This is a genomic window from Kribbella sp. NBC_01484, from assembly GCF_036227145.1.
Lineage (GTDB): Bacteria > Actinomycetota > Actinomycetes > Propionibacteriales > Kribbellaceae > Kribbella.
This window is the reverse complement of the sequence record NZ_CP109437.1, coordinates 5,338,576-5,362,861: the sequence shown is the minus strand read 5'-3', so window position 1 is coordinate 5,362,861 and position 24,286 is coordinate 5,338,576. Positions and strand designations below refer to the sequence as shown.

The 24,286-nt window shown below is 67.0% G+C and carries 28 protein-coding genes; 7 read left to right on the top strand and 21 right to left on the bottom strand.

The features are described from left to right. Nucleotides 1–9: 9 nt before the first annotated feature. The 3 genes from OG555_RS26500 to OG555_RS26490 form a co-directional block, all read right to left on the bottom strand. Nucleotides 10–900 (bottom strand): AraC family transcriptional regulator, encoded by an 891-nt coding sequence (locus OG555_RS26500; protein WP_329475256.1) that lies wholly within the window; start codon nucleotides 898–900, stop codon nucleotides 10–12. Then, nucleotides 897–1,664, bottom strand: coding sequence for a phytanoyl-CoA dioxygenase family protein (locus OG555_RS26495; RefSeq protein WP_329475255.1), 768 nt, complete (start codon nucleotides 1,662–1,664; stop codon nucleotides 897–899). The genes OG555_RS26500 and OG555_RS26495 overlap by 4 nt, the downstream gene beginning before the upstream one ends. 160 nt (nucleotides 1,665–1,824) lie before the next feature. Next, nucleotides 1,825–2,745: an endonuclease/exonuclease/phosphatase family protein gene (locus OG555_RS26490; RefSeq protein ID WP_329475254.1), complete on the bottom strand. Its 921-nt coding sequence runs from the start codon at nucleotides 2,743–2,745 to the stop codon at nucleotides 1,825–1,827. Nucleotides 2,746–2,977: 232 nt separating this feature from the next. Here OG555_RS26490 and OG555_RS26485 point away from each other — a divergent pair, with 232 nt between their 5' ends. After that, entirely contained in the window at nucleotides 2,978–3,589 is a 612-nt protein-coding gene (locus tag OG555_RS26485) for a hypothetical protein (RefSeq protein ID WP_329475253.1), read from the top strand. 69 nt (nucleotides 3,590–3,658) lie between these two features. Continuing rightward, the gene (locus OG555_RS26480; RefSeq protein WP_329475252.1) at nucleotides 3,659–4,207 is read left to right on the top strand and encodes a dihydrofolate reductase family protein; all 549 of its coding nucleotides are present in this window, start codon (nucleotides 3,659–3,661) and stop codon (nucleotides 4,205–4,207) included. Here OG555_RS26480 and OG555_RS26475 read toward each other — a convergent pair. The 6 genes from OG555_RS26475 to OG555_RS26450 all read right to left on the bottom strand — a co-directional run bounded on the left by OG555_RS26475 (nucleotide 4,204) and on the right by OG555_RS26450 (nucleotide 11,798). Then, entirely contained in the window at nucleotides 4,204–4,800 is a 597-nt protein-coding gene (locus OG555_RS26475) for an iron-siderophore ABC transporter substrate-binding protein (RefSeq protein ID WP_329475251.1), read from the bottom strand. The genes OG555_RS26480 and OG555_RS26475 overlap by 4 nt on opposite strands. 134 nt (nucleotides 4,801–4,934) lie before the next feature. Then, complete coding sequence (locus OG555_RS26470; RefSeq protein WP_329475250.1) at nucleotides 4,935–7,244, bottom strand: glycoside hydrolase family 95 protein; 2,310 nt, start codon at nucleotides 7,242–7,244, stop codon at nucleotides 4,935–4,937. Nucleotides 7,245–7,360: 116 nt separating this feature from the next. Continuing rightward, nucleotides 7,361–9,022 carry an ABC transporter substrate-binding protein gene (locus tag OG555_RS26465; RefSeq protein ID WP_329475249.1) on the bottom strand — a complete coding sequence of 554 codons (1,662 nt, stop codon included), beginning with the start codon at nucleotides 9,020–9,022 and terminating at the stop codon, nucleotides 7,361–7,363. Between the two features lie 27 nt (nucleotides 9,023–9,049). After that, nucleotides 9,050–9,994, bottom strand: coding sequence for a carbohydrate ABC transporter permease (locus OG555_RS26460; protein ID WP_329475248.1), 945 nt, complete (start codon nucleotides 9,992–9,994; stop codon nucleotides 9,050–9,052). Beyond that, nucleotides 9,991–10,992 carry an ABC transporter permease gene (locus OG555_RS26455; protein WP_329475247.1) on the bottom strand — a complete coding sequence of 334 codons (1,002 nt, stop codon included), beginning with the start codon at nucleotides 10,990–10,992 and terminating at the stop codon, nucleotides 9,991–9,993. The genes OG555_RS26460 and OG555_RS26455 overlap by 4 nt, the downstream gene beginning before the upstream one ends. Nucleotides 10,993–11,474: 482 nt before the next feature. Further along, complete coding sequence (locus OG555_RS26450; RefSeq protein ID WP_329475246.1) at nucleotides 11,475–11,798, bottom strand: ArsR/SmtB family transcription factor; 324 nt, start codon at nucleotides 11,796–11,798, stop codon at nucleotides 11,475–11,477. Between the two features lie 330 nt (nucleotides 11,799–12,128). Here OG555_RS26450 and OG555_RS26445 point away from each other — a divergent pair, with 330 nt between their 5' ends. Further along, the gene (locus tag OG555_RS26445; RefSeq protein WP_329475245.1) at nucleotides 12,129–13,385 is read left to right on the top strand and encodes an MFS transporter; all 1,257 of its coding nucleotides are present in this window, start codon (nucleotides 12,129–12,131) and stop codon (nucleotides 13,383–13,385) included. A 103-nt stretch (nucleotides 13,386–13,488) separates the two neighbouring features. On the opposite strand, the gene OG555_RS26440 is transcribed toward OG555_RS26445, so the two are convergent. Beyond that, nucleotides 13,489–14,475 carry a TerC/Alx family metal homeostasis membrane protein gene (locus OG555_RS26440; protein ID WP_329475244.1) on the bottom strand — a complete coding sequence of 329 codons (987 nt, stop codon included), beginning with the start codon at nucleotides 14,473–14,475 and terminating at the stop codon, nucleotides 13,489–13,491. A gap of 601 nt (nucleotides 14,476–15,076) precedes the next feature. Here OG555_RS26440 and OG555_RS26435 point away from each other — a divergent pair. Genes OG555_RS26435 through OG555_RS26425 form a run of 3 tightly spaced genes read left to right on the top strand, consistent with a single transcriptional unit; the run spans nucleotide 15,077 to nucleotide 16,761 of the window. Beyond that, nucleotides 15,077–15,310, top strand: coding sequence for a hypothetical protein (locus OG555_RS26435; protein ID WP_329475243.1), 234 nt, complete (start codon nucleotides 15,077–15,079; stop codon nucleotides 15,308–15,310). 13 nt (nucleotides 15,311–15,323) lie between these two features. Then, on the top strand, nucleotides 15,324–15,926 hold the full coding sequence (locus OG555_RS26430; protein WP_329475242.1) for a cell wall protein: 603 nt from the start codon (nucleotides 15,324–15,326) through the stop codon (nucleotides 15,924–15,926). Between the two features lie 13 nt (nucleotides 15,927–15,939). Beyond that, nucleotides 15,940–16,761, top strand: coding sequence for a MauE/DoxX family redox-associated membrane protein (locus OG555_RS26425; RefSeq protein ID WP_329475241.1), 822 nt, complete (start codon nucleotides 15,940–15,942; stop codon nucleotides 16,759–16,761). A gap of 72 nt (nucleotides 16,762–16,833) precedes the next feature. Here the strand turns inward: OG555_RS26425 and OG555_RS26420 are convergent, their stop codons facing one another. The 4 genes from OG555_RS26420 to OG555_RS26405 all read right to left on the bottom strand — a co-directional run bounded on the left by OG555_RS26420 (nucleotide 16,834) and on the right by OG555_RS26405 (nucleotide 19,380). Beyond that, complete coding sequence (locus OG555_RS26420) at nucleotides 16,834–17,691, bottom strand: haloalkane dehalogenase (protein ID WP_329475240.1); 858 nt, start codon at nucleotides 17,689–17,691, stop codon at nucleotides 16,834–16,836. 11 nt (nucleotides 17,692–17,702) lie between these two features. Next, entirely contained in the window at nucleotides 17,703–18,149 is a 447-nt protein-coding gene (locus tag OG555_RS26415; RefSeq protein WP_329475239.1) for a MarR family winged helix-turn-helix transcriptional regulator, read from the bottom strand. Nucleotides 18,150–18,219: 70 nt separating this feature from the next. Then, nucleotides 18,220–18,729, bottom strand: a complete 510-nt coding sequence (locus OG555_RS26410) for an NUDIX hydrolase (RefSeq protein ID WP_329475238.1) — start codon at nucleotides 18,727–18,729, stop codon at nucleotides 18,220–18,222. Nucleotides 18,730–18,840: 111 nt separating this feature from the next. Next, nucleotides 18,841–19,380 (bottom strand): GNAT family N-acetyltransferase, encoded by a 540-nt coding sequence (locus OG555_RS26405; protein WP_329475237.1) that lies wholly within the window; start codon nucleotides 19,378–19,380, stop codon nucleotides 18,841–18,843. Nucleotides 19,381–19,511: 131 nt separating this feature from the next. Between OG555_RS26405 and OG555_RS26400 the strand changes: the two genes are divergently transcribed. Then, a complete protein-coding gene (locus OG555_RS26400) occupies nucleotides 19,512–19,964 on the top strand; it encodes an iron chaperone (protein WP_329475236.1) in 453 nt (150 codons plus the stop codon). Between the two features lie 82 nt (nucleotides 19,965–20,046). Here OG555_RS26400 and OG555_RS26395 read toward each other — a convergent pair whose 3' ends face one another. The 7 genes from OG555_RS26395 to OG555_RS26365 form a co-directional block, all read right to left on the bottom strand. Continuing rightward, a complete protein-coding gene (locus tag OG555_RS26395) occupies nucleotides 20,047–20,592 on the bottom strand; it encodes a GNAT family N-acetyltransferase (protein ID WP_329475235.1) in 546 nt (181 codons plus the stop codon). A gap of 66 nt (nucleotides 20,593–20,658) precedes the next feature. Further along, nucleotides 20,659–21,147 (bottom strand): DUF1269 domain-containing protein, encoded by a 489-nt coding sequence (locus OG555_RS26390; RefSeq protein WP_329475234.1) that lies wholly within the window; start codon nucleotides 21,145–21,147, stop codon nucleotides 20,659–20,661. A 193-nt stretch (nucleotides 21,148–21,340) separates the two neighbouring features. Beyond that, entirely contained in the window at nucleotides 21,341–21,889 is a 549-nt protein-coding gene (locus OG555_RS26385; protein WP_329475233.1) for an SRPBCC family protein, read from the bottom strand. A 3-nt stretch (nucleotides 21,890–21,892) separates the two neighbouring features. Continuing rightward, a complete protein-coding gene (locus OG555_RS26380) occupies nucleotides 21,893–22,207 on the bottom strand; it encodes an ArsR/SmtB family transcription factor (protein ID WP_329475232.1) in 315 nt (104 codons plus the stop codon). A gap of 182 nt (nucleotides 22,208–22,389) precedes the next feature. Next, nucleotides 22,390–23,124 (bottom strand): Type 1 glutamine amidotransferase-like domain-containing protein, encoded by a 735-nt coding sequence (locus tag OG555_RS26375; RefSeq protein ID WP_329475230.1) that lies wholly within the window; start codon nucleotides 23,122–23,124, stop codon nucleotides 22,390–22,392. Between the two features lie 80 nt (nucleotides 23,125–23,204). Beyond that, on the bottom strand, nucleotides 23,205–23,552 hold the full coding sequence (locus OG555_RS26370; RefSeq protein WP_329475229.1) for a YciI family protein: 348 nt from the start codon (nucleotides 23,550–23,552) through the stop codon (nucleotides 23,205–23,207). Between the two features lie 164 nt (nucleotides 23,553–23,716). Further along, nucleotides 23,717–24,265 (bottom strand): GNAT family N-acetyltransferase, encoded by a 549-nt coding sequence (locus tag OG555_RS26365; protein WP_329475228.1) that lies wholly within the window; start codon nucleotides 24,263–24,265, stop codon nucleotides 23,717–23,719. Nucleotides 24,266–24,286 lie beyond the last annotated feature (21 nt).

The window sequence follows — 24,286 nt, the reverse complement described above, 5'->3', positions numbered from 1 at the left end:
CCCTCAGCCCTAAACGAACTCAGTGCCGCCGGTACGCCGGTGTTCCCCCGGTGTGCGCCCGTAGTGTCGCCGGAACGCGGTGGAGAACGGGCGTACGTCGGAATAGCCACAGGACCGGGCTACCTCGGTCACTGTGACGGCGGGGTCGAGTAGGAGCTGTGCGGCGAGTTCCAGCCGCAGCCGGCGCAGGGTCGACATGATCGACGCGCCGGTCTGGTGCTGGAACAGCCGCTCGGCATGGCGTTCGGACAGGTGTGCCACCGCTGCGACGTCCCGGACCGTGATCGGTCGGGACAGGTTGTCCCGCAGATGCCGCTGCATGGCCTCGACCACCACGAGGCCGCGGTCGCGCACCACTGGTTCGACAGCGAGATCATCGTCGAGAGCGAACGCGCGAGCGGTCTCCATCACCAGGGTGGAACCGAGAGCAGCCAGTGCAGTGCTGTAGCCGGACACAGGTGCCGCTGCCTCGGCCGCGAGTGCTGTGATCAGGGCGGGAAGTGAGCCAGTCCGCTCCGATATGACGGGTCCGTCCGGACGGGTCAGCCCCGACCACCATCCAGGTTCGTCGGTGCCGGGACGGAACGTGAAACCCCAGAAGGCGATGCCGAGGGGTGCATCGCGGCTCGACTCGATCTCGTGGACATCGCCCGGTCGGGCGATGAAGACCGAGCCGGGCTGTATGTCGTACTGCGAGGATCCGGAGTTGAAGCGGCCCTCGCCCGAGTACCCGAGGCAGACCTCGTGGAACGAGTGGCTGTGCCAGTAGTTGCGCCAGTACTCCGGCCGGTAGTGACCCCAGCTGAGGAAGTCCGCGCGGAACCCGTCGACCTCGCAGGACTCCAGCAGTCCGGCGAGGTCGACGAAGCGGTCCGCAGCAGCGACGTCCGCGAGGGTCAAACAGCACTCCTGCCGGTTGGGTCGACTCCTCGCAGCATCATGCCCTGCCCGAGCGACCAGTCGTGCGTCTTCACCATCGGCGGGTCCGCCGGGTCGCGGTACTGGATCAGCCAGGTCGTCCGGGCCTCGTCGCTCACGTTCACCCCGGACCCGTGCACGGTCAGATAGGTGAAGAAGAGTACGTCGCCCGCCTCGGCCGGCTGCGGTGTCGCGGTGTCGAACGGTACGTCGGTCAGGTGGTACGAGCCCTCCGGGTCGTGCTCCCGCGGACCGCTCTTGTGGCTGCCCGGAATCACCCGGACGCAGCCCTTCTCGACCGGCGCGTCGTCGAAGTGGAAGATCGCCGCACCGACCCGGTGGTACGTGTGCGGGAAGAACGGGTGGTCCTGGTGCAGCGGGAACGGCGAACCGTTCTCCGGCGGCTTCACGAACAGCTTGGTGTGGTGCAGTTGCACGTTGTCGACGCCCATCACCGCGGCGGCCACGTCGGTGAAGCGCGGGTCCACCAGCAGCTTGGCGAACTCGGCGTCGTAGAACTGCGCGTCGTGCAGATGCTGCAGCCGGGTCGCGCCGTCGGCCAGCCCCATCGCCGACTTCCAGGTGGGGTCGTCGTGGCGGTTCAGCTGCGCCAGCAGGTCGTGGCTGCGCTGCCGGTACTGCGCCGCTTCTTCCTTGCTGAGCAGGCCTTTCACCAGCACGAAACCCTCGTCGGCGTACTGCCGGGCCAGGGACGACAACTCGGGCTTGTCAGAGGTGATCGTCATCTCGAAGTTCCTCCTGATCGGGTACTTCGAGCGTAGGAAAATCGGCGCCCGGACGGCAGGACCGCGCCGGACGCCGATGTTCGCGAAACGGACAGGGACGATGTCAGTTACGTCCGAAGATTCGAGGCCCATGACCCACGCATCTTCGGACGCTACGCACTCAGATCCGGACCTCCGCGACGACCGGGCGGTGGTCGCTGCCGGTGGGCTTCATCACCCAGGCCTTGGTCGGGGTCACGCCGCGCACCATGATGTGGTCGATCCGCGCCATCGGGAACTTGGCCGGCCAGGTGAACCCGAACCCGTGCCCGGCGGCCCCTTGAGCCGAGCGCAATCCGGCGGTCAACGGGGCCAGGCTGCGGTCGTTCGCCGTACCGTTGAAGTCGCCCATCACGATCACGCCGGCCAGCTTCTCGTCGGCGATCTGCCGGCCCAGCGCCTTGATGGTGTCGTTGCGCTGGTTCGAGGTGAAGCCGCTGGTGCCGACCCGCACCGACGCGAGGTGGGCGACGTACACCGCGACCTTGCCCTCCGGCGTGCTGACCTCGGCCCGGAGCGCTCGGGTCCACTTGAAGCCGACGTCGACGGACTCACTCTGCGCCACCGGGTACTTCGACCACAGGGCGACCGTGTCCCGGGAGACCTCGTACGGATACTTCTTGGCGAACTCGGCCTTGTAGACCTTCATGTCCGCCGTGGTGATCTCCTCCAGCGCCATCACGTCCGCGTCGGCGGCGATGAGATCCTCGGCGGTCGTCTTCGGGTCCGGGTTGGCCGCGTCGACGTTGTGGGACAGGACCCGCAGGTCGTACGCGCCGCCACCACCCTTGCCGGGGATCAGCAGATCGCCGAACATCAGTCCCCACACCACCACGGGGACCAGCAGCGCGACTCCCGCGATGGCGGAACGTCGTACCACTGCGGCCACGGCGAGGATCGGTACGGCGACGCCGACCCAGGGCAGGAAGGTGTCGAGCAGGCTGCCGAGGTTGCCGACGGAGTTCGGGACGTAGCGGTGGAAGAGCAACGGGAGCGCGGTCAGGATCGCGAGGACGGCGATCAGCCAGCCGCGACGCCACATACTGCCCTTCCGACGGCGTCGGGAAGCACCGCGCCGAGGCGACGGCGTGCGAGTGGCGACTGCGGTCTGGCGGTCCGGCATGCAGCGATTGTTGCGGACACTTGGCCCGGACCAAAGTCCATGCCGGGTCGAACGGGCCGATTTCATCCGTCCGAAGGACCGATCGGACCGTAATGATGAGGATTCCGTGAGATAGCTGGTGCCTTCGTGGTACAGCGCCGACAATGCCGGTATGCCGCCTGTGCAGACCACTGAGCCGTTCGTCGTGAAGCGACATGGGCTCGGCACGACGAAGACCTTGCTGTACCTCGGCACGCTGGTGTTCGGCCTGATGGTGCTGCTCACGCTGGGCATCGTCGTGATCCAGCTCATTCGCGGCGCATCGGTCCGCGCGCCACTCGAGGCGGTCTGGCTGTCCTGGGGCGGCATGCCGCTGATCTTCGCGGTCGGACTGCCGATCCTGCTGCTGGTCGGCGCGATCACCGCCCTCGAGGAACGCCGGGAGGCCGACGAAGAGGACGTTCTCCTGACGGTCGACGACACCGGGATCTACCTCGGCGGCGAGCAGCCGCAGGCCATCCCATGGTCCGAGGTGCACGGCATCTGCCGGGTCGAGCGGCACTTCGACGGCGACGGCGGCGAGTCCTGGCATCCGTATCTGATCGTTCTCCGGTACGACGACGACGCGTTGCCCCGCAGCTCGAAGGCGTGGGGCCCGGGCCGCCCCTGGCCGGGCACCTTCGAGATCCTCGGCCGCCCGCTCCCCTTCGACGAGCTGGCCGCGGCCGTCAGCCGGTGTGCTCCGGCCGTCACGGTCACCGACCGCGGTCGCGTCCTCGACTGATCCCTCCCCCTGGGTTAGCGTCGCGACCACGACCGCCGACCGCGGACTGCGCCACGGAAGGACAGTGAGATGGCCAACCTGATCTATTCGGCGATCACCTCCCTCGACGGGTACGTCGAGGATGCCGACGGAGGGTTCGAGTGGGCGGCACCGGACGAGGAGGTGCACGCGTTCGTCAACGAGCTGGAGCGTCCGATCGCGACGTACCTGTATGGCCGGCGGATGTACGACACGATGGTCTACTGGGAGACCGCGACCGATCACTCGGGAGCGTCGCGGGAGTACGCCGAGATCTGGCGAGCGGCGGAGAAGGTCGTGTACTCACGAACACTGCATGCGGTGACGAGCGCCAGGACGCGCATCTGGCGCACCTTCGAACCCGATGCGATCCAGCGCCTCAAGGAATCCTCCGCGGCCGACCTCAGCATCGGCGGCGCCGACCTCGCCGGCCAGGCCCTGAACGGCGGCCTCGTCGACGAGTGCCACCTGTTCATCGCTCCGATCATGGTCGGCGGCGGCAAACAAGCCCTGCCGAACGACCTCCGCCTGCGCCTGGAACTCCTGGACGAACGCCGCTTCACCAGCGGCTTCGTCCACCTCCACTACCGCATCCTCTAACCCTTCGGACCCAGCAACCTCTCCAGGTCGGTCAGGACGTCCATCGCGCCGAGCGGGCCGAGGCCGAGGAACCAGACCTCGTCGTCGACGCGCGCCACCTGGCGGTTCTTGACCGCGGGCAAGGCTTTCCAGAGGTTGCCGTTGACAACGGTGTTCTCGGCGGTGGTGTCCGGCTTGCCGTAGCTGGAGTAGAAGATCCAGTCGCCGACGGCCTGCCCGATGTTCTCCTGCGACACCTCGACGGCCAGATCCTGCACATCCTGGATCTTCGGCCGCGGCAGCCCGATGTCCTTCAGGATCACGCCGATGAACGACAGGTTGCCGTACAGCCGGATCTCGCCCGGCCGGAACCGCACCAGCGAGATCGCCGGCGACCCCTGCACCTTGGACTTCACGTCGTCGGCGCGCTTCTGGTAGTCGTTCAGGATCCCGGTGGCCTTGTCCTCCTCGCCGACCGAGTCCGCGACCAGCAGGAAGTTCTCCTTCCACGGGAACCCGGGCCGGATGCTGAAGACCGTCGGCGCGATCGCGCTGACCTTGTCGTACAGATCGTTCGCCCGCAGCTTGCTGCCCAGGATCAGGTCCGGCTTCAACGCGGCGATCGCCTCGAGGTTCAGCTCACTGATCCCGCCGACGGTTGGTTAGGCATCCCTAACTAGGCCTACCTTGTGCACGGCTCAACCATCAGAGCGCCGCGAAAATGGTCAAGCCGTGCTCAAAGTGGGGTTTAGGGGATGAGGGGGCGTTGGTCGCCGGGGGCCAGGGTGACGGTGCGGATGTCGTCGGGGGTGAGGGCGATGCGGTGAGTGCCGGCGTGGGTCGCCCGCACCGTCGCCGCCGTCAGTACGCCGTCCTGCCAGGTCACGTCGAAAGTCAGGCCGCCGCGGGCACGCAGACCGTGGAACGACCCGTCCGGCCAGTCAGCCGGCAAGGCCGGCAGCACGCGGATGACGTCGGTGTGGCTCTGCAACAGAAGTTCCGGAATGCAGCCGGTCATGCCGAAGTTCGCGTCGATCTGGAAGATGTCGCCGTCGCGGTGCAACAGGTTGTCCGAGACCAGTCGGCTCAGATAGTCCTGGATGACCGCAGACGCCTTCTCCGGCTCGAACAGACGCGCCCAGAGCGCCACCAGCCAGGCCGCCGTCCAGCCGCCGTTCGTCGCGCCCGCGGTCCGCAACTCGAGCGAGGCACGGGCGGCCGCTGCCCAGTCCGGCGTACGCGTGGGATCGATCTCGGCGCCCGGGTAAAGACCGTAGAGATGCGATTGGTGCCGGTGCTGCGGCTCGGATGGCTGCCAGTCCGTCGGCCATTCGAGCAACCGGCCGTCGGGCGTCGTACCGATCTTCGGCAGTCGTTCCCGGGCGGCCGTCGTCCGGGCGGCGAGGTCGGAGGTGATCCCCAGGACGCCTTCCGCTTCGGCCAGGTTGGCGAACAGCTCCCGGATCAGCCAGATGTCGTACGTCGAGGTCAGGTCGACCGACGCCTTCTCACCGGTCGGCAGGATGAAGTGGTGCTCGGGCGCGGTCGACGGGATGAACTGCAGCGTGCCGTCACCGTCGTCGACGAGCATCGACAGCACGAACTCCGCGGCGCCCGCGATCAGTGGGTACGCACGGTCCCGCAGCCAATCCACGTCCAGGCCGAAGCGGTAGTGCTCCATCAGATGCGCGGTCAGCCAGACACCACAGGTCGCACACATCGACCAGACGGGATCGTCGCCACCTTCACCCACCGGCCAGGTCGCGCGCCAGATGTCCGCGTTGTGATGCGACACCCAGCCGGGAGCGTCGTACAGGATCCGCGCGGTCTCCGCCCCCGACTCCGCCAGGCCCTCGAGGAGATCGGTGAGCGGATCGAAGCACTCCCCCAGCCCGGTCAGGTCGGCGGGCCAGTAGTTCATCTGGGTGTTGATGTTGTTGGTCCAGTCGCTGGCCCACATCGGCCGGCGGTCCTGGTTCCAGATGCCTTGCAGGTTGGCGGCCTGGGTCCCCGGCCGCGACGACGCCATCAGCAGATAGCGACCGAAGTTGAACGTCAGGGCGACCAGGTCCGGGTCGTTGCCGCCGGCAGCGACCGCCTTGATCCGCTCGTCGGTCGGCAGCTCCACCGCGTCGCCCAGGTGCAGCTCGGCGCGTTCGTACAGACGCAGGTGATCTTCGAGGTGCCGCTCCCGAAGCTTGTCGAGGGCAACCGCATCCAGCAGGGCGGTTGCCTCGCGCAACGCCACGCGCGGGTCGCGACCGGGCGGCACCGACCAGCCTTCGAACGTACTTGCCGCCGACACCAAAACGGTCAGACTGTTGGCACCACGGACGGCGACGCCGGCTTCCGTCACCGACACGCTGCCACCGTCGTTCATCGCGCGGAGCGCGACACCGAACCCGATGCCGCGCCCTTCCTCGTACCGGATCGGGTCCGGGCTCTGCCGGTACTCGATGGTGAGATCCGACGGCGCGTGCCCGACGACACCATACAATTCCTTCCCCACCCCACCGCCCCGGTCGATGCCGTCGGCCACGTCCACGCGGACCGGATGCGCCCCGGCCAACCGCAGGTCGAGGTCGATCGCACCCGGCCGATCCGCGCTGATCGTCCACACCATCACCTGGTCCGGCGCGGACACGTAGGTCTCGCGCCGGAACCGTACGCCGTCGAGGGTGTACTCGACGGCGACGATTCCGGTGCGGAGATCCAGACTCCTGCGGTACTCCTGTGGTTCCCCGGCCGAGCTGATCAAGAGGTCGGCGAGCGGCTGGTACGACTCGACGAGTGGACCCTGCAGGGCCCGGGTCCGCTCCGTCGCCGCCAGCCGATCACCGTCGGTCAGCAACAGCCGCCGTACGTCGGCCAGCACGGCCGGACCGTCCGTCACCTCGAGCTCGCGAGGACCGTCGCCCGACCAGACATCGTCGAGGTTGAGGGCGATCCGTTCCTCGCCGACCCGGCCGAACACCTTGGCACCGAGGTGACCGTTGCCCACCGGCAACGCCTCGAACCAGTCCGGCGCAGGCCTACGGAACCACAGTTCATGTGTCATGGGGCCTCCCGGCCTGGACTGAGGAGTGGAGGGAGCGAAGCGACCGGAACGACGAGGGAAGGCCGGGACCAAGGCCCCATGACACGCCGGCGCCGGAGGCCCGGCCAAAAGCACCGCTACTTGCTCCCGGACTTGTACTTGTCGTAGGCCTGCTGGTTGATCTCCAGGTACCGCGGCATGCCGGTGCTGTCGAGACCCTTCACGAAGGCGTCCCAGTCGGTGTCGATGTTCTTCGAGCCGGTGATGAAGGCCAACTGGTTCTGGTTCACGTAGCTGTTCAGGTTGGTCTGCAGCGTGGCCAGCTCACCACTGAGGCTCGGGTCCGGCCATACGAAGGACTGCGGGAACCACTGCGACTTGTCCTCGTGGCCCTCGTACTGCTTGGTCGCCTCGAACAGCCGGCGCTCGAGACCCGCACCGGTGTAGATGTCCTTCGGCACGACCTGCGCGTTCCGGTAGGCCAGCGTGTTGTTGTACTGCGCCAGCGCGCCCCAGTTGATGTTCTTCGGCGCGTTCTGCACCGGGTTGTACATCGGCTTGGTGCTCGCGTCGAGCGCGATCTCACCGGCCTTGGGCTTGTTCCAGCCGACACCCTCCGGACCCATGGTGGCGGTCATCTGGCCCTCGTCGGTGAAGATGTAGTCCAGCATCTTGATCGCCGCGACCTGGGCCTCCTTGCTGGCCTTGTTGGTCAGCATGAACGTGTAGCCGGTGGAGGTCGGGTGGTTGTACCCGGTGTAGCTCTTACCCTCCGGACCGGTCAGCGGCGGCACGGAGTCGTACTGCTTGTCCCGGCCGTCCTTCGAGTCCAGCTGAACGAAGATGCCCGGCCAGAGCACCGGCACCGAGCCGAGCACGACCGCCTTCGGGTTGTTGCCCTGGGCCTGCAGCGCCTGCGCGTTCTGGGTGAACGCGGCCTGGTCGATCAGACCCTCCTTGTAGAGGGAGGCGATGTACTTCAGGCCTTCCTTCCACTGCGGCGAGGTCACCGGGGTGACCACCTTGTCGCCGTTCAGCGTGAGCAGCGAGCGGACGCCGTTGTTCGCGCCGACCGGGTCGTAGGCGAACGCGTTCATCAGGTACGCGATCAGGCTGCTGTCCTGCGGGTCGGTCGTCATCGGGATCTCGTCGGCCTTGCCGTTGCCGTTCGGGTCCTTGGTCTTGAACGCCTCGAGCACCTTGCGCAGGTCCTCGGTCGTCTTCGGCACCTGCAGGCCGAGCTTCTTCAGCCAGGCGCTGTTGATCCACAGCTTGTCCGGGTAGGTGCAGTGGTAGCAGTCGGCCCACTCGGGGAGCGCGTAGATGTGACCGTCCGGTGCGGTCGCCATCTCCTTGTACTCCTTGTTGGAGTCCAGCACCTTCTGGATGTTCGGCGCGTTCTCCTTGATCAGGTCTTCCAGCGGTACGGCGACGCCCTGCTGGCCGAGCTTGAGCACCTCGGCCTGGGTGAATGCGTCGATCCACGGGATCAGGAAGAACAGGTCCGGGTAGTCGCCACTGGCCAGCGCGATCTGCCGCTTCTCCTTGGCCGGCCCGCCGTCGTACGTCGTGGTCTGCCAGCGGAACTGGATCTTGAACTTGTCGCTGATGATCTTGGTCACCGCGTTGGTGTCCAGGTTGGTGTTCTGGTCGGCCGGGGTGAAGGTGTCGATGATCACCTTGCCGTCGGACGAGGTCTCGTTCGCCGCCCCCTTGGCCGACTTGTCCGAACTGCACGCCGCCAGGGCGAGCGCACCGGCCGCGGCCAGCGCAACGACCTTGCTCACGGATGAGCGCATTGCTGTGTTCCTCTCTGAAGTGGGCTTTCAGCCCTTGACCGCGCCGACCATCACGCCCTTGGTGAAGTGGCGGGCGACGAACGGGTAGATGATCAGTACGGGCAGACTCGAGATGACGATGAGCGCGTACTTGAGGACGTTGGCCAGCTGTTGCTGGTCGAGCTGCTGGGCCAGATTCTGGGTGGTCGAGCCACCCGCGACGGTGTTCAGGATCAGCACGTTGCGCAGCACGATCTGCAACGGATAGAGGCTGGGGTCCTTGAGGTAGACGAGTGCGTCGAAGTAGCTGTTCCACTGGAAGATCGCGTACATCAGCGCGATCACCGCGATCACCGGCTTGGACAGCGGCAGCACGATCGACCAGAGGAAGCGCAGGTCGCTGGCCCCGTCGATGGTGGCCGCCTCGTACAGCTCGTCCGGGATGGTCGAGCGGAAGAACGTCCGCGCGATGATCACCTGCCAGACCCCGATCGCACTCGGGATCACCATCGCCCACCGGGTGTTCAGCATGCCCAGGTCCTGCACCACCAGGTACGTCGGAATCAGGCCGCCCGAGAACAGCATGGTGAAAATCAGCACGCTCATGATCACGTTGCGGCCGAAGAAGGTCCGGCGGGACAACGGGTAGGCGATCGCGATCGTCAGCGTGACGCTGATCAGCGTGCCGCCGATCGCGTAGATGAAGGAGTTCAGGTAGCCATGCATGATCTGCGGGTCGCCGAAGGCCACCTTGTACGCCTTGAGGCTCGGCTCGATCGGCCAGAGCAGCACCCGGCCGCCACTCACCGCCGAGGCGCTGCTGAACGAGTTGGCGATGATGTAGATCAGCGGGACGGTGACGACGATCAGCGCGATCCAGAGCATGATCTTGACGCCGATCAGGAAGATCCGGTCGGTCGTCGTCTCCTCGATCGTGGTGCGCTCCGACCGCTTCTCCGCCGTACGCCGGAATCCTTGCAACGTGATGCTCATGACCACAGTCCGTTCCCTGTGATGCGCTTGGCCGCGAAGTTCACGCCAAGCAGGAGGAAGAGGTTGATCACCGAGTTGAACAGCCCGATCGCCGTCGCCATGCTGAAGTCGGCGTTCAGCAGGCCGGTCTTGTAGACGTAGGTCGCGATGATCTCCGACTGGGCCAGGTTCAGCGGGTTCTGCAGCAGGAAGGCCTTCTCGAACCCGATCGACATGATGTTGCCGACGCCGAGCACCAGGATGATCACCGCGGTCGGCATGATCCCGGGCAGGTCGACGTGCCGGATCCGCTGCAGCCGGCTGGCCCCGTCGATCCGGGCCGACTCGTGCAGCGCCGGGTCGATGCCGGACAGCGCGGCCAGGTAGATGACCGCCGAGTACCCGGTGGTCTGCCACACGTCCGACCAGACGTAGATGTGGCGGAAGTAGTTCGGGTTGCCGAGGAAGTCGACCGCGGGTACGCCGAACAGGCCGATCGCGTCGTTGACGAACCCCAACCGGGGCGACAGCACCAGGATCGTCATCGAGACGACCACCACGGTGGAAATGAAGTACGGCGCGTAGGTGACCAGCTGGGTGACCTTCTTGAACCGGCCGTTGCGGATCTCGTTCAGCGCGATGGCCAGCACGATCGGGATCGGGAAGCTGGCCAGCACGGTATAGGCGGCCAGGAAGAACGTGTTCTTCACCAGGGTCCAGAACACCGGGTTCTGGAAGAACAGTTCGAAGTTGCGGAACCCGACCCAGTCACTGCCCCACGGGCCCTTGATGGGGCTGTAGTCCTTGAAGGCGATCACGGCGTTGGTGATCGGGATGTACTTGAAGATGACGAAGTACGCGAGCGGTACGACGATCAGCAGGTAGAGCTGCCAGTGCCGGCGCAGGCTGCGGCGGGCCGCGGTCCGGCGGCTGGTCCTGGGGATGTTCCGGGCGGTTTTCACCGCCTCCCGGGGTGCCGGTGCCGGCGGCGCCGGTTTGACCTCGTAGGTTGCGCTCACTCCGCATCCTTTCCCTCACGCGCTGGAGTGGAACCGATATCCGATAGGATCTCGGGTTTCGCTACCCCGGAGGATGACACAGAACCCCCGGCAGCGGAAGACTCTCCGGCCCCGTCGATACCGGACGGTGACCGATCGGCTCAGATCCCTTCAGTACAAGGGATCTCCCGCATTGCCATGGGCAACCAAGCGTCGGAAAACGCCGAATGATCCGATGGCACGCCACCGGATCCAGGCACATACCGACTCCGCCCGGGGTCGCTCTGAGCCACCGACACCGGACCGAACCAGAATTTATTTCCTCTGTGAACTATGTTGCAGTCAACCCGGCGGAACCCGTCCATGTCAAGACCCGACATGCCCGAGCCGGCGGTCGATCGCCGGCTCGTCGAAGCGACCACTCCGCTGCCCGGTCCACAGCCTCTGTGTGCAGCAGCCGCGGTAGCGCAAGATGTTCCAGGCGTCGAAGGCGTGCAGGCCGATCAAAAGGCTGGTGGTCCTGCTCCAGGGGTACGGCGCAGTGGCGGCGCCTTCTCGTGACGGGCGGCCACGTCGATGGCCCAGTGCGCCAGCGCATGGAGTGCGTCGGGATTGAGTTCGTGCCAGCGATGCCGGCCGACCAGGGTGGTCCGCACGAGGTCCGCGGTCTGCAGGATCTTCAGGTGCTGCGAGACGGCGGGCCGGCTGATCGGGAACAGTTCGGCCAGTTGCCCGGTCGTCGCCGGCCCCTGCGCCAGCCGCGCCACGATCCGCCGCCGCGACCCGTCCGCCACCGCGGTCAGTACGGCGCCCACCTCGATCGTCATGCCGCCCCCATCGACCCGTAAGCCAGACCTTACGCGTAAGAATCTACTTACGCAATCAGGCGAAAACCTGACCCGACCATCACGGGGGAACGGCCGGGCCAGGCACTACCGATGGTACTCCTGATCACCAGCAGTGGTCGGGTAATTCGGAGGCGGACGCGCCGGGTCTTCGCCTACGCTGAGCGCCATGCAAACCCGCTCCTGAAAGCGCACCTCCGCAGCTCGACCGCAGCATCGCCGGTGAGTCGCCGTCGTGCGTAACGTCAAGCGTTTGACCCACCCCGGGGTCGCGCTTCGTCATGCCACGCACGCTTTCGGGAGCAACCCACGATGTCTCTGCCTGCCTACCGGTCCGCCGACCCGGCGCGGACCTATTTCGCCTACAACGGCGCCTGGGCGTTTCTCTCCGCGCTCACCTTCACGCTCAGCATGGTGTACTACGTCCGCGACGCCGGTCTGGACCCACTCCAGATGGTCCTGGTCGGGACCACCCTCGAGCTCGCCTGCTTCCTGTTCGAGATCCCGACCGGCCTGGTCGCCGACCTGTACAGCCGCCGGCTGTCCGTCATCATCGGCGTCGCCCTGATCGGCGCCGGCTTCCTGCTGCAGGGACTGGTGCCGGCGTTCCTCGCGATCCTCGCCGCCCAGGTGCTCTGGGGCCTCGGCTACACCTTCACCTCCGGCGCCGACCAGGCCTGGATCACCGACGAGATCGGGACCGAACGCGCCTCGACGGTGTTCGTCCGCAGCCAGCAGATCAGCCTGGCCGCGAAGATCGCCGGTACGGTCACGGCCGGTGCGCTCGGCCTGATCAACCTGCCGCTCCCGATGACGCTGTCCGGTGCCGGGATGATCCTGCTCGCCCTGACCCTGGCTGTCTTCATGCCGGAGCAGAACTTCCGCCGGACCCCACCCGAGGAACGCGAGACCTTCCGGCAGATGGCCGAGACGTTCAAGCACGGACTCGCGGTCGCCCGGCGGCGTCCCGTCGTACGGACGCTGGTGGTGATCAGCCTGATCTCCGGACTGTCCAGCGAGGCGTTCGACCGGCTGTGGTCGGTGAAGATCCTGAATTTCGACTTCCCGACCGTGTTCGGCACGTCGGATCCGGCGTTCTGGTTCACGGTCCTGGCCCTGATCGGCACGCTGCTGTCCTTGGTCAGCTCGGTCGCGCTCAACCGGCTGTCGCCGGATCGCATGAGCGCCACGCATCCGAACGGCGTACTCGCGCTGCTCTCCGGCTTGCAGGTGGTCGGAGTGATCGCGTTCGCGCTGCTCGGTCACCTCTGGCTGGCCCTGGGTGCGATGTGGCTCAACACGATCGCCGGCACCCTCGCCTACCCGATCGAGTCCGCCTGGCTCAACCGGCACGTCGACTCCCGGTCCCGCGCGACCGTGATCTCGATGGTGTCCCAGTCGAACGCCATCGGCCAGGTCGTCGGCGGTCCGCCACTGGGTGCCCTGGCCGGCCGTACGTCGCTCCGCACCGCTCTGCTGGCATCGGGTCTGATCCTGACCCCGATCCCGGCGCTCTACCTCCGCCTCCGCCCGGCCCCCTCCGAGCGAAGGCAGCCGGATCGGGTGTGAGGCGGACCGCCAGCACTCATCAATGTGGCTCCGGCGAGCGGCGCCCCGCTCATGACCGGCAATCTGCCGACTTTGATGAGTGCTGGCGGTCCGAGCCGACCCGTCAGTCGTCGATGCGGACCTTGACCTCGACTTGGCGGCGGTCGTACGACGACTTGATCAGGCTGGCGATCGTGGTGACGAAGAGGGTGCCGACGATGAAGCCGAGCGACGTCAGGATGCCGATGTGCGGCAGGTGGATCGCGCCGAGGTCGTCGATGTGCGAACCGTGCAGCGCCTCGATGATCAGCTTCACGCCGATGAACGCGAGGATCACCGAGAGGCCGACGTTCAGGTAGATGATCCGCTCCAGCAGGCCACCGATCAGGAAGTACAGCTGGCGCAGACCCATCAGCGCGAAGGCGTTCGCGGTCAGCACGATGTAGGCGTCCTGGGTGAGCCCGAAGATCGCCGGGATCGAGTCGAGCGCGAAGATCACGTTCGCCATCCCGATCGCCGCGATCACGATCACCAGCGGCGTCACCAGCCGGCGGCCGTCGATCCGGGTGGCCAGCTTGGGGCCGTCGTAGTCGTGCGACAGCGGCAGGATCCGGCGCAGCGCGCGCAGGGCGGCGTTCTCCTGGAAGTCGGCCTCGTCGTTCTCGCCCTCGAGCGCCAGCCGGACCGCGGTGTAGACCAGGAACGCGCCGAAGATGTAGAAGACCCAACTGGCCGCCGAGATCGCCGCCGCGCCGGCCAGGATGAAGATCGCCCGCAGGATCATCGACACCACGATGCCGATGTAGAGCACCTTGTCCTGCGCCAGGCTCGGTACTGCGAACCGCGCCATGATGATCACGAACACGAACAGGTTGTCGACACTCAGGCTGTACTCGGTGATGTACCCGGCGACGAACTCACCGCCGCTCTGCCCCGGACTGAACACGAACAGCCCGACGGCGAACAGCCCGGCCAGGCCGACGTAGAACAGCACCCAGCGGGTCGCGTCCTTGATCGTCACCGTGCGGTTGCGCCGGGCGATCACGACCAGGTCGAAGGCGACGATCGCGAGCAGCCCGATGATCGTGAGTATCCACACGGCAGGGGACATGGCTGAAACCACGATAAACCTCCGGACGACGGCGTACAGCTCGGTCCGGAGGTCTCTTCCACCCGGAATCTCCGGGCCGGCAGCACCGGTTCGGCCGCCCAGGCCTCCCGTGATGACGACACTGCCGTGGTCGGGCCGGCGGTAGCCGTGGCCCGAGAGGAATACTCCCCTCCACAAACGCACCCGAGTGTATCCGGATCCGATGACTCCCACCGTGCACCAGGTCACAACCGGCGCGCTCGCCTAAATCGTATACCGCATACAGACCCACCGCTAGAGCCCAACCCTCGCAGCCACCTGCGCGGGGATGAACTGGTGGTGAGAAAGTTTCTGGTTTGGCTGAGGGCTGGGAGATTTCTGATCTTCGGAGTACAAAGAGGTGCTGTAGGTCTTACCGCCCCTAGACCTGGAGGAAATCGTCATGGCCGGACTCAACGGCGAAGTCTCATGGTTCTGTTGCGGAAACGCATGGGGACCCTGCGCGAGCACCGGGCACGGTGCGTGCGGCACCTGTAATTCGGGGAACTTCCAGCACGCATGGCCGAACACCTCGGACGCGTGCTTCGCCATCACTCACCCCGACACCTGCGGGGTCACCGGGATGTCCCGGCGTACCTGCGGCTTCCGGCACGCCACGACCAACCGGTGCAACGGCGCACGGGTGGTCACGTCGATCGCGGACTGCGGTCCGCAGACCGACCTGTTCTGTGGTGAACGCTCCTGCTGCGGCGGGACGTGCTCATCCAACCGGATCCTCGACCTGACGCCGGCCGCGTTCTCCGCGATCGCGAGCCTCAGCGCGGGTCTGATCCCCGGTGCGATCGACGTCGGCTGAGAGGAGAGCTGAGATGACTTCCACGATGGACCGCCGCTCCCTGCTCACCCGCGCCGCACTCGGTGCCACGGGCCTGGTCGCCGCGACGGCGATGGGCTCACTCGCCCCGGAGACCGCGTTCGCCGCGGCCTCGCAGTTCCCCGAACCCGGACAACCGGACCCGAACTTCGCCGAAGGCCTGATCACCGGCCGGAACTCCGATCTCCTGCAGGTCAAGGGATCCGACGGCCGGCTGCACCGGATCCAGCTGACCGGCGTGACCAGTGTCTGGAAGCTCCGGCCGACCACGATCGACCAGGCCCGGATCGGCGACGGCCTGTACGCGCGCGGCGTAATGATGCCGGACCGCACCCTGGCCGCCGAGTCGGTCTGGATCAACATCGTCAACCTCACCGTGAGCATCACCTCGATCGGGCGCTCGGCACTGCAGCTCGACCACCACGGCGAGAAGGTCGTCGGGTACGTGCAACCCGGGTTCACCGCCGCCGCCTACAACGGAACCCCCGCGGTGTCGGACCTGTCGATGCTCAAGGTCGACCGGCACGCCCAGGTGATCGGCGCCTGGCGACCCGGGACGAACGCGATCGACATCGCGACGATCTACACGTCGAACTGAGCGGGAGGTCGCGATGTTCGCACAGCAGGTGGCGGCTGCCCAGCCGCTACTGATCGGATTACTCCTGCTCTGGTCGGCGTACGGCAAGTTCGCGGGCGCGGAGCAGGCACGTCGTACGGCGTTGCCGCGCTTGGTCGGCGAGTCACGCGCGGTCCCGGCGTACCGCTTGGTCGGTGTCGCCGAGGCCGTGATCGGTACGGCGCTGTTGGTGCCGCCGGCGTGGACCGTCGAGGCGGTCGCGGCGGTTGCGCTGGCCGTCGGCTTCACCGGGTACCTGGTCTACGCCAAGATCGTCGTCCCCGAGGCGTCCTGCGGCTGCATCGGAACGTCGGCCAAACCCGTTGGCCGGCGGGCGATCGGTCGCGCTTTGTTGCTACTAGCAACGGCCTTGGTGGCAACCACCGCCAGTGCCGGGTGGTGGTCGGCCGGGCCCGCGACGGCCGTGCTGGTGCTGGAGGCTGCCGTGTTCGTCATGCTGTCCGCCGAGCTGGATAGGTACTGGCTACTGCCGTTGCGTCGGCTGCGGGTGCGGATCTCGCATCCACTGGCCGGTACGGCGACTGACGGCGTACCGCTGGCGGCCACGCAACGGCGGCTGCTGCTCAGCCCGGCGTACCGCGCGGTCGATGGGCTGCTGCGGTCCGATATCCGTGACTACTGGGACGACGAGGACTGGCGGTTCGTCAGCTACACCGCCAGGTATGACGGCCGCTCGGCGACCGCCGTGTTCGCCGTACCGCATCACGACTCCACGCCGGAATCCGTCCGGGTCGCCGTCGTCGACGAGACGTCGGGTCAGACCCTCTACCGTCCCACGGTGCTCGCCACCGCCTAGGACGCACGCGAAGCCCTCGCGGAGCGGTCGCTCCGCGAGGGCCCTCGCGTATCCCGCGGGTGGCGGCCTTTGTCAGCGCAGGGCGTGCCGGTCCACCCAGGCGGAGATCTCGGTGCCGATCTCCTTGGGACGGTCTTCCGGCGCATGGTGACCGGCCTCGCCACCATCGACGATCTCGAGCGCGGCAATGTTGGCGGCGCACCACTCGGCCAGCTTCGCGCCGATCAGCAAGGTCGGTGAACCCTCGAAGGTGATCAGCAGCTTGGGTACGTCGGCGCTGCGGCCGAGCCAGTCGTCGTACCGGTTGATGCGCGTGATGAGTTCGGCCGGTTCCCCGCCGAGCGGCAGTTGGCGGGCCCAGGCGAGGAGCGGCCGGCGGGACTCGGGCGTCGGGTACGGCGCTAGGTAGGTCTGCAGATCCACGTCGCCGACCGGGGTGAGGACGCCGCCGGTGAAGGCTTGGCGGACGAAGAGGTTCTGCTCGAGGACGAGATCCTCACCGGCTCCCGGCGTACGGATCAGCTGGGATCGCTCCCGGGCCTGCGGCGTCACGTCCTCCCAGGCCATCGGCTTGACGATGCTTTCCAGGAAGGCGATCCCCAGGACGCGTTCCGGATGCCGCGACGCCCAGTCGAAGGCGAGCGCGCCACCCCAGTCGTGGCCGACCAGGATGACCCGATCGAGACCGAGCGCGTCGAACCACGCGTCCAGGTAGCGCGCGTGATCGGCGAAGCTGTAGTCGAGCTCGGGCTTGCCGGAGCGGCCCATGCCGATGAGGTCGGGGGTGAGCAGTCGCCCGCTGCCGACGTACGGCAGGACGTTGCGCCAGATGTGGGACGAGGCGGGATTGCCGTGCAGGAAGACGATCGGCGTGCCGCTGCCGGTGTCGCCGTAGTGGATGGTCGAGTCGAGTACTTCGATATCGGGCATGGTCGTCCCTTTCAGAGTTCGGTGTCTAGCAGCTCGGTGAGATCCGCGACGAAGCCCTTGGTGCGCGCGCCGCGGCGACCACCGAGCGGCGCCAGGAGCTTGTCGAGCAGTGCGGCGACTTCCGCGATGGCGGGCTGGATGGTCTCGCGCCCCTTGTCGGTCAGCTCGAGGCGCATCGTGCGGGTGTCGGCGGTATCGCGGGTGCGCTGGATCAGGCCGTCGGCGTCGAGACTGCGAGCCAGCTTGGAGACATACAGCGCTTCGAGCCCGGTGTGGTCGGCCAACTCCCGCTGACTCGGGACGCGCCCGGCCCGCTCCATCCCATAAACGGACGCCAGCATCACGTACTGCGCGTGCGTCAACCCAACCGGCGCCAACGCCCGATCAACCGCCACCCGCCACTTCATGGACAACCGCCACACCAAATGCCCCGGCGTCGGCTCACTCGTCTTGCTCACACCAAATACTGTACATGGCTATTAAGTACATGGCTACTATCTGCCCCGGCCTGCCTGGCGACGGGTGGGATCACGAGTCGCGGCCGAAGTCGGCGTACGACGGGTGGCCGGTGGTCAGGGCTTGTTGGGCCAGGGCCAGGCGGCGGGTCATGGAGGGGCGGAGGCGCGGCGTTGCCTCGGTGAGGGTGAGGAACTGTGCGGTGCGGACCTCGGTGGGGTCGAGGGTGAGCTGGTCGTCGTCGAGGATGCCGCCGTCGAAGATGAACGCGAGGGCGTCGGTCCAGGGACCCAGGACGGGGACCCAGTCGACGACGAGGAGGGCGCCGATCTCGCGGTCGAGGCCGATCTCCTCCTGCACCTCGCGGCGACAGGCGTCGTACGGCGATTCGTCGTACTCGGCGATCCCGCCGGGGATGTCGAGGGTCGGCTTGTAGGTGGGTTCGAGGAAGAGGATGCGGCCGGCGGGGTCGCGGATCAGGGCGCCTCCGGCGACGGTCTTGCGCGGGAGGCGGGCCGCGATCCCGGGGTTGAACTCCTTCTCGGGCTCACCTTCGGCGACGAGATCATCCTGTCGGTTCACGCGCCTAGTCTCGTACAACCACTGCGAGGAGGCTGGAATGCTCCGAGGACGTTCGGCGAAGACCCGGCCGGTCAGCCCTTCCGCCTCTACGCCAACGGCTGAGCAGTCGCTCTATACCTGACCGAGGTCGCGCGTCATCCAGATCGTGTCGCCGCGCTCGGGATCCGCGGTGACACGATCGCTGCGGTAGAAGTCGAGCTTCTCCAGCACGCGGAACGACGCCGCGTTCCAGTCCCGCACCGTCGCCCAGAGCCTTTCGCGTCCCGTGTTCGCCGCCGCCTCGACGACGGCCCGGGCGGCTTCGGTGGCGTACCCGTGACCGTGGGCACGTTGGGCGAGCTCGTACGCGATCTCCGGTTCGTCGAACGATGCGCGGCCGACGATCAGTCCGCAGTACCCGATGAACTCGCCGTTGTCCCGCCGCTCGATCGGAAGCAGCCCCAGCCCGGGCTCGGCCGCCAGTGGGTTGTCCGCCAGCCAGCCGCGGATCTCCTCCACCGTCGGGCGTCCGTCCGCGTCGATCCGGCGTAACGCACGTGGATCCCGCTCGGTCCAGAGCCCGCGATACTCCCCCGCGTCCGATGGGCGCCACCTGCGCAGCCGCAGCCGTTCGGTCTCCAGTTCCGCCGGGAACGCTCCGAAGCTCGACACCACCTCAACCTAGCCCAGCCGGCCCTCACCAACTGACGCGGATCCAATCGATCAGTTTCGAGAAGCGGAAGCAGTGGGCGGGTCGTAGCGTGAGGATTGTTCACACCGGAGCTCATAGACAGGACCCTCCAATGGCTGCCACGCGGAAGACCACGACAACGTCGAAGCAGAAGTCGTACGACGGCTTCACCGCCGAGGAGCGGGATGCGATGAAGGAGCGCGCCAAGGAACTCAAGGCCGCCCGCGGCAAGGCGGAAGACGAGACCGCCGTACTGGAGAAGATCGCCGAGATGAGCGACGCGGACCGCGCGATCGCCGAACGCATCCACGCCATCGTCAGGGCCAACGCTCCCCAACTCAGTCCGAAGCTCTGGTACGGCCAGCCCGCCTACGCCAAAGCCGGCAAGGTCGTCTGCTTCTTCCAGCCGGCCGACAAGTTCGGCACCCGCTACTCCACCTTCGGCTTCAACGACTCCGCCCACCTCGACGACGGCACCATGTGGCCCACCGCCTACGCCCTCACCAAGCTCACCCCCACCACCGAGAAGCAACTCACCACCCTGATCAAGAAGGCCGTCAGCTGAGCCAGTTGACCCGGTGGTAACCAGAGGACGCCACGAAGCCGTTCTGCCCTCGTCGCCCGGCCCTGAGGGACGAACGCGACGTCTAGCTCGGGCCGGTCTTCAGCCAGACGCCGAACCACTGTTCTGCGTCGAACTCCTTGAAGCGCTCGACTTCGGCAAAGCCCAGGCGCTCGGCCAGCCGAACCGAGGGTTCGTTGGCGGACTGGGTACAGAGCACGACGGGCTCGCCGGGCAGAACCTCCGTCACCCACTCCAGCGCAGCGCCCACGGCCTCAGTCGCATAGCCGCGACCCCAGAACTGAGGGAGGAACGTGTAGCCGACCTCCACTTCCCCACCGTCGGCCCGCACGTGCCCGGGCCGGGTTGGGTCGCGCCGGTTGATGGTGATGGCACCGATGAAGCTGTCGTCGGTTTGGACGGCGAAGGTCCTGACGTACCTGCCCGGCACCTCGGGGACGGCCTCCTCGAGTTCGGACCGTGACCGCGCTCCGCCGAGGTAGCGCCGTACGTCGTCCGACGCGAACAGGTCGATGAAGCCGGGGCGGTCGCGGGCCCCGGTCTCGCGGAGCAGCAACCGCGCTGTCCGGATCGGCGTCGGCGGCCACGGAACGTCTGCCAGCTCAGTCACGGCGTAAACCTTAGACGCCGACCTCCCGCCGCAACCTCCTGAGGCAGCTCAGTCTGGTACCCGGTGTCACTTGCCGCCGAAGGTCTCCAAGAGCTCCTGACGCTCGGCATCGGTGAGGTTCGTGTCGATGAGCTTGCTGTGCATGCCGTGGAATCGTTCGCCCACCCGGTCGAGATCGCCGTGCTCGGTGACCACGAAGAGGGCCGAGGTTCCCGGTGTCACCTCGGTGCGGATCTTCTGGAGCTGCTCCTTGGTGATGCCGCTGTCCTGGGTCATTTTGCTGATCGCGCCGATCGCGGCCCCGGCAACGCCACCGATCACGGGCACGAAGAAGAGGGCGCCGAGGAGGACTCCCCAGAAAGCTCCCCACCCGGTCCCGCGCCACGTCTCTTCGTGCGATTGCTTGGTGGTCGGGTGCGAATCCTCCTTCGGCCACGAGACGACCGCGTGGTCGAGGATCTTCACCAGCCCGTCCCGCTCGCAGCCCTTGAGGACATCAGCGGCGTGCCCGGCTCCATCCGGCCCATCGAACTTCCACACCGTAAAGGCGGTCATGGTGCACTCCTTGCCTTGTCAACCTGGCGCCCCTCGACTCAGGCACCCCAGTTCCTGCCTTGTTCTCGTCCAACCCGGCCGCTCACCCGCAGCCGAAGTGCGCACCCGCGGCACCGCTCCCATGGTGTCCGCCAGAACGCACGGCAACGTCACCCCACCAGGATGAATCTGACAACCACCCGCCCTCGTCGGTTCAGCGGATGGTCGAGGCCAACTGTCGGTAGGTGGTGACGAGTTCGGACCAGCGGGACTCGGTCTCGGTGGACTCCTGGTGGGCGAGGTAGGCAGCGAGATTCTCGGCGTGGATCTGCCAGCCCGCGCCGAAGTACTCGATCTTGTCGAGGGGCAGGCCGCGGATCTCGATGGTCAGGACGGTCTGTGGGCCGGCGGCGGTGAGTGTGGCTTCGACGGTTTGCTCGAAGGGTGGTGGGCCGTTGCCTCGTCGCGCCGACTCGTCCGACTCCCTGGTGGTGATCCGGAGTCGCCGCGGTGGTTCGCAGGTGTCGACGCGCCCGATGCTGTTCAGGTCGGCGGACTCGAGGTACAGGGTGAAGGCCCCGCCGAGGCGCAGGTCACCTTCGACCTTGCCGTACCACCGGGCCAGTCGCTCGGGGTCGGTGATCGACGACCACAGGTCGTCGATGTCGGTGTCGTACCGGTCCTCGACGCGTACGACGCCCGTACCGTCGGCCACTCCCAGGCGGCCCAGGACGCGACTGCCCGGACCTGCATTGCTCGTCATCTGTTACTCCCTTCGCTTACCCCTGGCGATCTCGGTGTGGAGGGCGTCCAGCCGCTGCTCCCAGAGACTGCGATAACGCCCCAGCCATTCGTCGAGCTCGGCCAACGGCTCGGACCGCAAGCTGTAAACCCGCCGCTGCGCCTCCTGCCGACTGTCCACCAGCCCGGCCTCCCGCAACACCCGCAGATGCCGCGAAACCCCGGGCCGAGCAATCGGCAGGAGCGCCGCCAACTCCCCCGCGGTAGCCGGCCCCGAAGCCAAGGCCTCTACCAAGGTCCGTCGCCCGTCATCAGCCAGCGCCCGCAAAACAGCTTCCACCCGTTGAATGTAACCACTGGCGTACGTAACCGTCAAGGTACATAAGGGCGCGGTTGTGTCCTCTGACAGCTCCGGCTACTCGACGAACCTCCTCAGGGCACGCAAGAGGCCGGTCTCCCACTGGGAAACCGGCCTCTGCGGTCGTGATGTGCCAGCACCTTGGTGCCGCTCGTTCGGCCCCCTTAGGGCTGGAACAGTTTCCATTGCCCCTCGGAGACGACCTCGACGGCGCCGTCGACCACCTTGACGGCGGTCTGGTCGTCGATCGCGTACGTCGGCGACGGAATCCGGGCCGCCCACTTCTCGGCGTTGGCCAAGGAAGCGTCGAGATGGTGCTCGTGCTCAAGGTGCGGGATCACCGCGAAGTCGACGAGTCCTGCTCCCTGTCCCGTGACCAGGATTCTGTCGACGTCACCCTGGGGCGTGGCGAAGACGACGTCCTCCGACTTCAGCGGTCCATCGGTCCCGCGGGGCGGTTCGGTGAAGGTCTCGACGAAGGTGGAGGCAGCAGCGATGCTCCCGGCGCTCACCCCCACGTAGACCGCCTCGGAGCGCAGCGTGGGCAGGAGATCGGTCAGACCGGAGCGCCGCATCCAGTTGGCGAGAAACAGAGGGTCGCCGCCCCATACCAGCAGGGCGTCGGCGTCCCGGACCGTTGGCACCCAGGCAGCCTCCTCGATGCTCGGCAGCACCGACAACTCGAGGAGCCCCAACGACTTCCAACCCAATGCAGCCAACGGCGATGGCCCCTTGCCGGAGATCGCCCGCCACGCCATGCCGGCGCCGCCGGGGAAGGGGTAGATGGCGGTGGGGATGAAGAGGGCGTTGGACTCGGCGATCGGTTTGCCCAGCAGGTCAACCAGTGCGTCGTGGATGCTGCTGTTCGTGATCCCGCCCGATGTGAGGAGAGCTCGCATGTTCTACCTTCCTGAGTTGCCATCTCGTGATGCCTGAAAGTGGCGGGGCCGTGCGTACCGCGTCAACACGTCTCCGTGGATCAGATCTCCGGGTCGTACATCAACTCGCGAACATCCTGCGCACAGCGGCAGGCGACCGCGAACTTCGCGGCCCACTCCAGCGCCGCCTCCCGGGCCGGTACGTCGACGATCGCAAAGCCGCCGATGAGCTCCTTGCTCTCCGGGTAGGGGCCGTCGGTGACCACCCCGTCCGTGCCCACCACGGCGGGCTTCATGGTGCCGTAGTCGAGCCCGCCGGCGAAGATGAACACCCCGGCGTCCTTCGCCTCCTGGACCACCGCGTGAGCGGCCTTGCCCACCTCGGGGACGTCCTCCTCGCGGATGTGGTCCATCGAACCGTTCTCGAACGTGATCAGGTACCGCGCCATTTGGCCACTCCTTGTCCGGCGGCCACCTCCGGCCGCCCCTCACCCCTGCAACGAACGACTCGCCCCGGATCCGACAGGCTGCCGGCAGAAACTTCTCACGCCACGTCGATCTCTCGGCCCACCGACCAGTGAACCCGTGGATCCGCGGCGGAGTCGAGCACGAGTCAACCGGCTGGCGCAACCGAGGACCACACGCCGAACCACTGCTCAGCGCCGTACTTCTCGAACCGCTCCACCTCGGTGAACCCCAGCTTCACCGCGAGGCGCATCGAACGGTCGTTGGCGGTCTGGGTGTACAGGACCACCGGCTCGCTGGGAAGCGCGCCTGCAAACCAGTCGAGGGCCGCCGCGCACGCTTCGCCGGCGTACCCGCATCCCCACGCCTCCGGCAGGAACATGTAGCCGAGCGCGACCTCCCCGGAATCCGGACGGACGTGACCGGGACGCTCTCCGTCGCGCCGATCGAGCGTGACCATGCCGATCATCGCTCCGTCGAGATCGACCACGAAGAGGCCAGGACGCCGCCTGGGCACCTCAGGCACCGCGCGCTCGAACTCATCACGCGGTCGAGCGCCACCGATGTAGGTGCCCACCTCCGGCGAGACGAACAGTTCGATAATCGCCGGACGATCACGGGCCTCGGGCTCCCGGAGCAGGAGCCGCTCGGTCCTGATCGCGGCCGGCGGCCAGGCGACGGCTCCAAGCTCCATCATGGCGCGCAACCTACCAACTGA

Coding starts and splice junctions, on each gene's coding strand:
- OG555_RS26495 (WP_329475255.1), bottom strand. CDS start 1,664: ATGACGATCACCTCTGACAAGCCCGAGTTGTCGTCCCTGGCCCGGCAG.
- OG555_RS26490 (WP_329475254.1), bottom strand. CDS start 2,745: ATGTGGCGTCGCGGCTGGCTGATCGCCGTCCTCGCGATCCTGACCGCG.
- OG555_RS26485 (WP_329475253.1), top strand. CDS start 2,978: ATGCCGCCTGTGCAGACCACTGAGCCGTTCGTCGTGAAGCGACATGGG.
- OG555_RS26480 (WP_329475252.1), top strand. CDS start 3,659: ATGGCCAACCTGATCTATTCGGCGATCACCTCCCTCGACGGGTACGTC.
- OG555_RS26470 (WP_329475250.1), bottom strand. CDS start 7,244: ATGACACATGAACTGTGGTTCCGTAGGCCTGCGCCGGACTGGTTCGAG.
- OG555_RS26465 (WP_329475249.1), bottom strand. CDS start 9,022: ATGCGCTCATCCGTGAGCAAGGTCGTTGCGCTGGCCGCGGCCGGTGCG.
- OG555_RS26460 (WP_329475248.1), bottom strand. CDS start 9,994: ATGAGCATCACGTTGCAAGGATTCCGGCGTACGGCGGAGAAGCGGTCG.
- OG555_RS26450 (WP_329475246.1), bottom strand. CDS start 11,798: ATGACGATCGAGGTGGGCGCCGTACTGACCGCGGTGGCGGACGGGTCG.
- OG555_RS26445 (WP_329475245.1), top strand. CDS start 12,129: ATGTCTCTGCCTGCCTACCGGTCCGCCGACCCGGCGCGGACCTATTTC.
- OG555_RS26440 (WP_329475244.1), bottom strand. CDS start 14,475: ATGTCCCCTGCCGTGTGGATACTCACGATCATCGGGCTGCTCGCGATC.
- OG555_RS26435 (WP_329475243.1), top strand. CDS start 15,077: ATGTCCCGGCGTACCTGCGGCTTCCGGCACGCCACGACCAACCGGTGC.
- OG555_RS26430 (WP_329475242.1), top strand. CDS start 15,324: ATGACTTCCACGATGGACCGCCGCTCCCTGCTCACCCGCGCCGCACTC.
- OG555_RS26425 (WP_329475241.1), top strand. CDS start 15,940: ATGTTCGCACAGCAGGTGGCGGCTGCCCAGCCGCTACTGATCGGATTA.
- OG555_RS26420 (WP_329475240.1), bottom strand. CDS start 17,691: ATGCCCGATATCGAAGTACTCGACTCGACCATCCACTACGGCGACACC.
- OG555_RS26400 (WP_329475236.1), top strand. CDS start 19,512: ATGGCTGCCACGCGGAAGACCACGACAACGTCGAAGCAGAAGTCGTAC.
- OG555_RS26390 (WP_329475234.1), bottom strand. CDS start 21,147: ATGACCGCCTTTACGGTGTGGAAGTTCGATGGGCCGGATGGAGCCGGG.
- OG555_RS26385 (WP_329475233.1), bottom strand. CDS start 21,889: ATGACGAGCAATGCAGGTCCGGGCAGTCGCGTCCTGGGCCGCCTGGGA.
- OG555_RS26375 (WP_329475230.1), bottom strand. CDS start 23,124: ATGCGAGCTCTCCTCACATCGGGCGGGATCACGAACAGCAGCATCCAC.
- OG555_RS26370 (WP_329475229.1), bottom strand. CDS start 23,552: ATGGCGCGGTACCTGATCACGTTCGAGAACGGTTCGATGGACCACATC.
- OG555_RS26365 (WP_329475228.1), bottom strand. CDS start 24,265: ATGATGGAGCTTGGAGCCGTCGCCTGGCCGCCGGCCGCGATCAGGACC.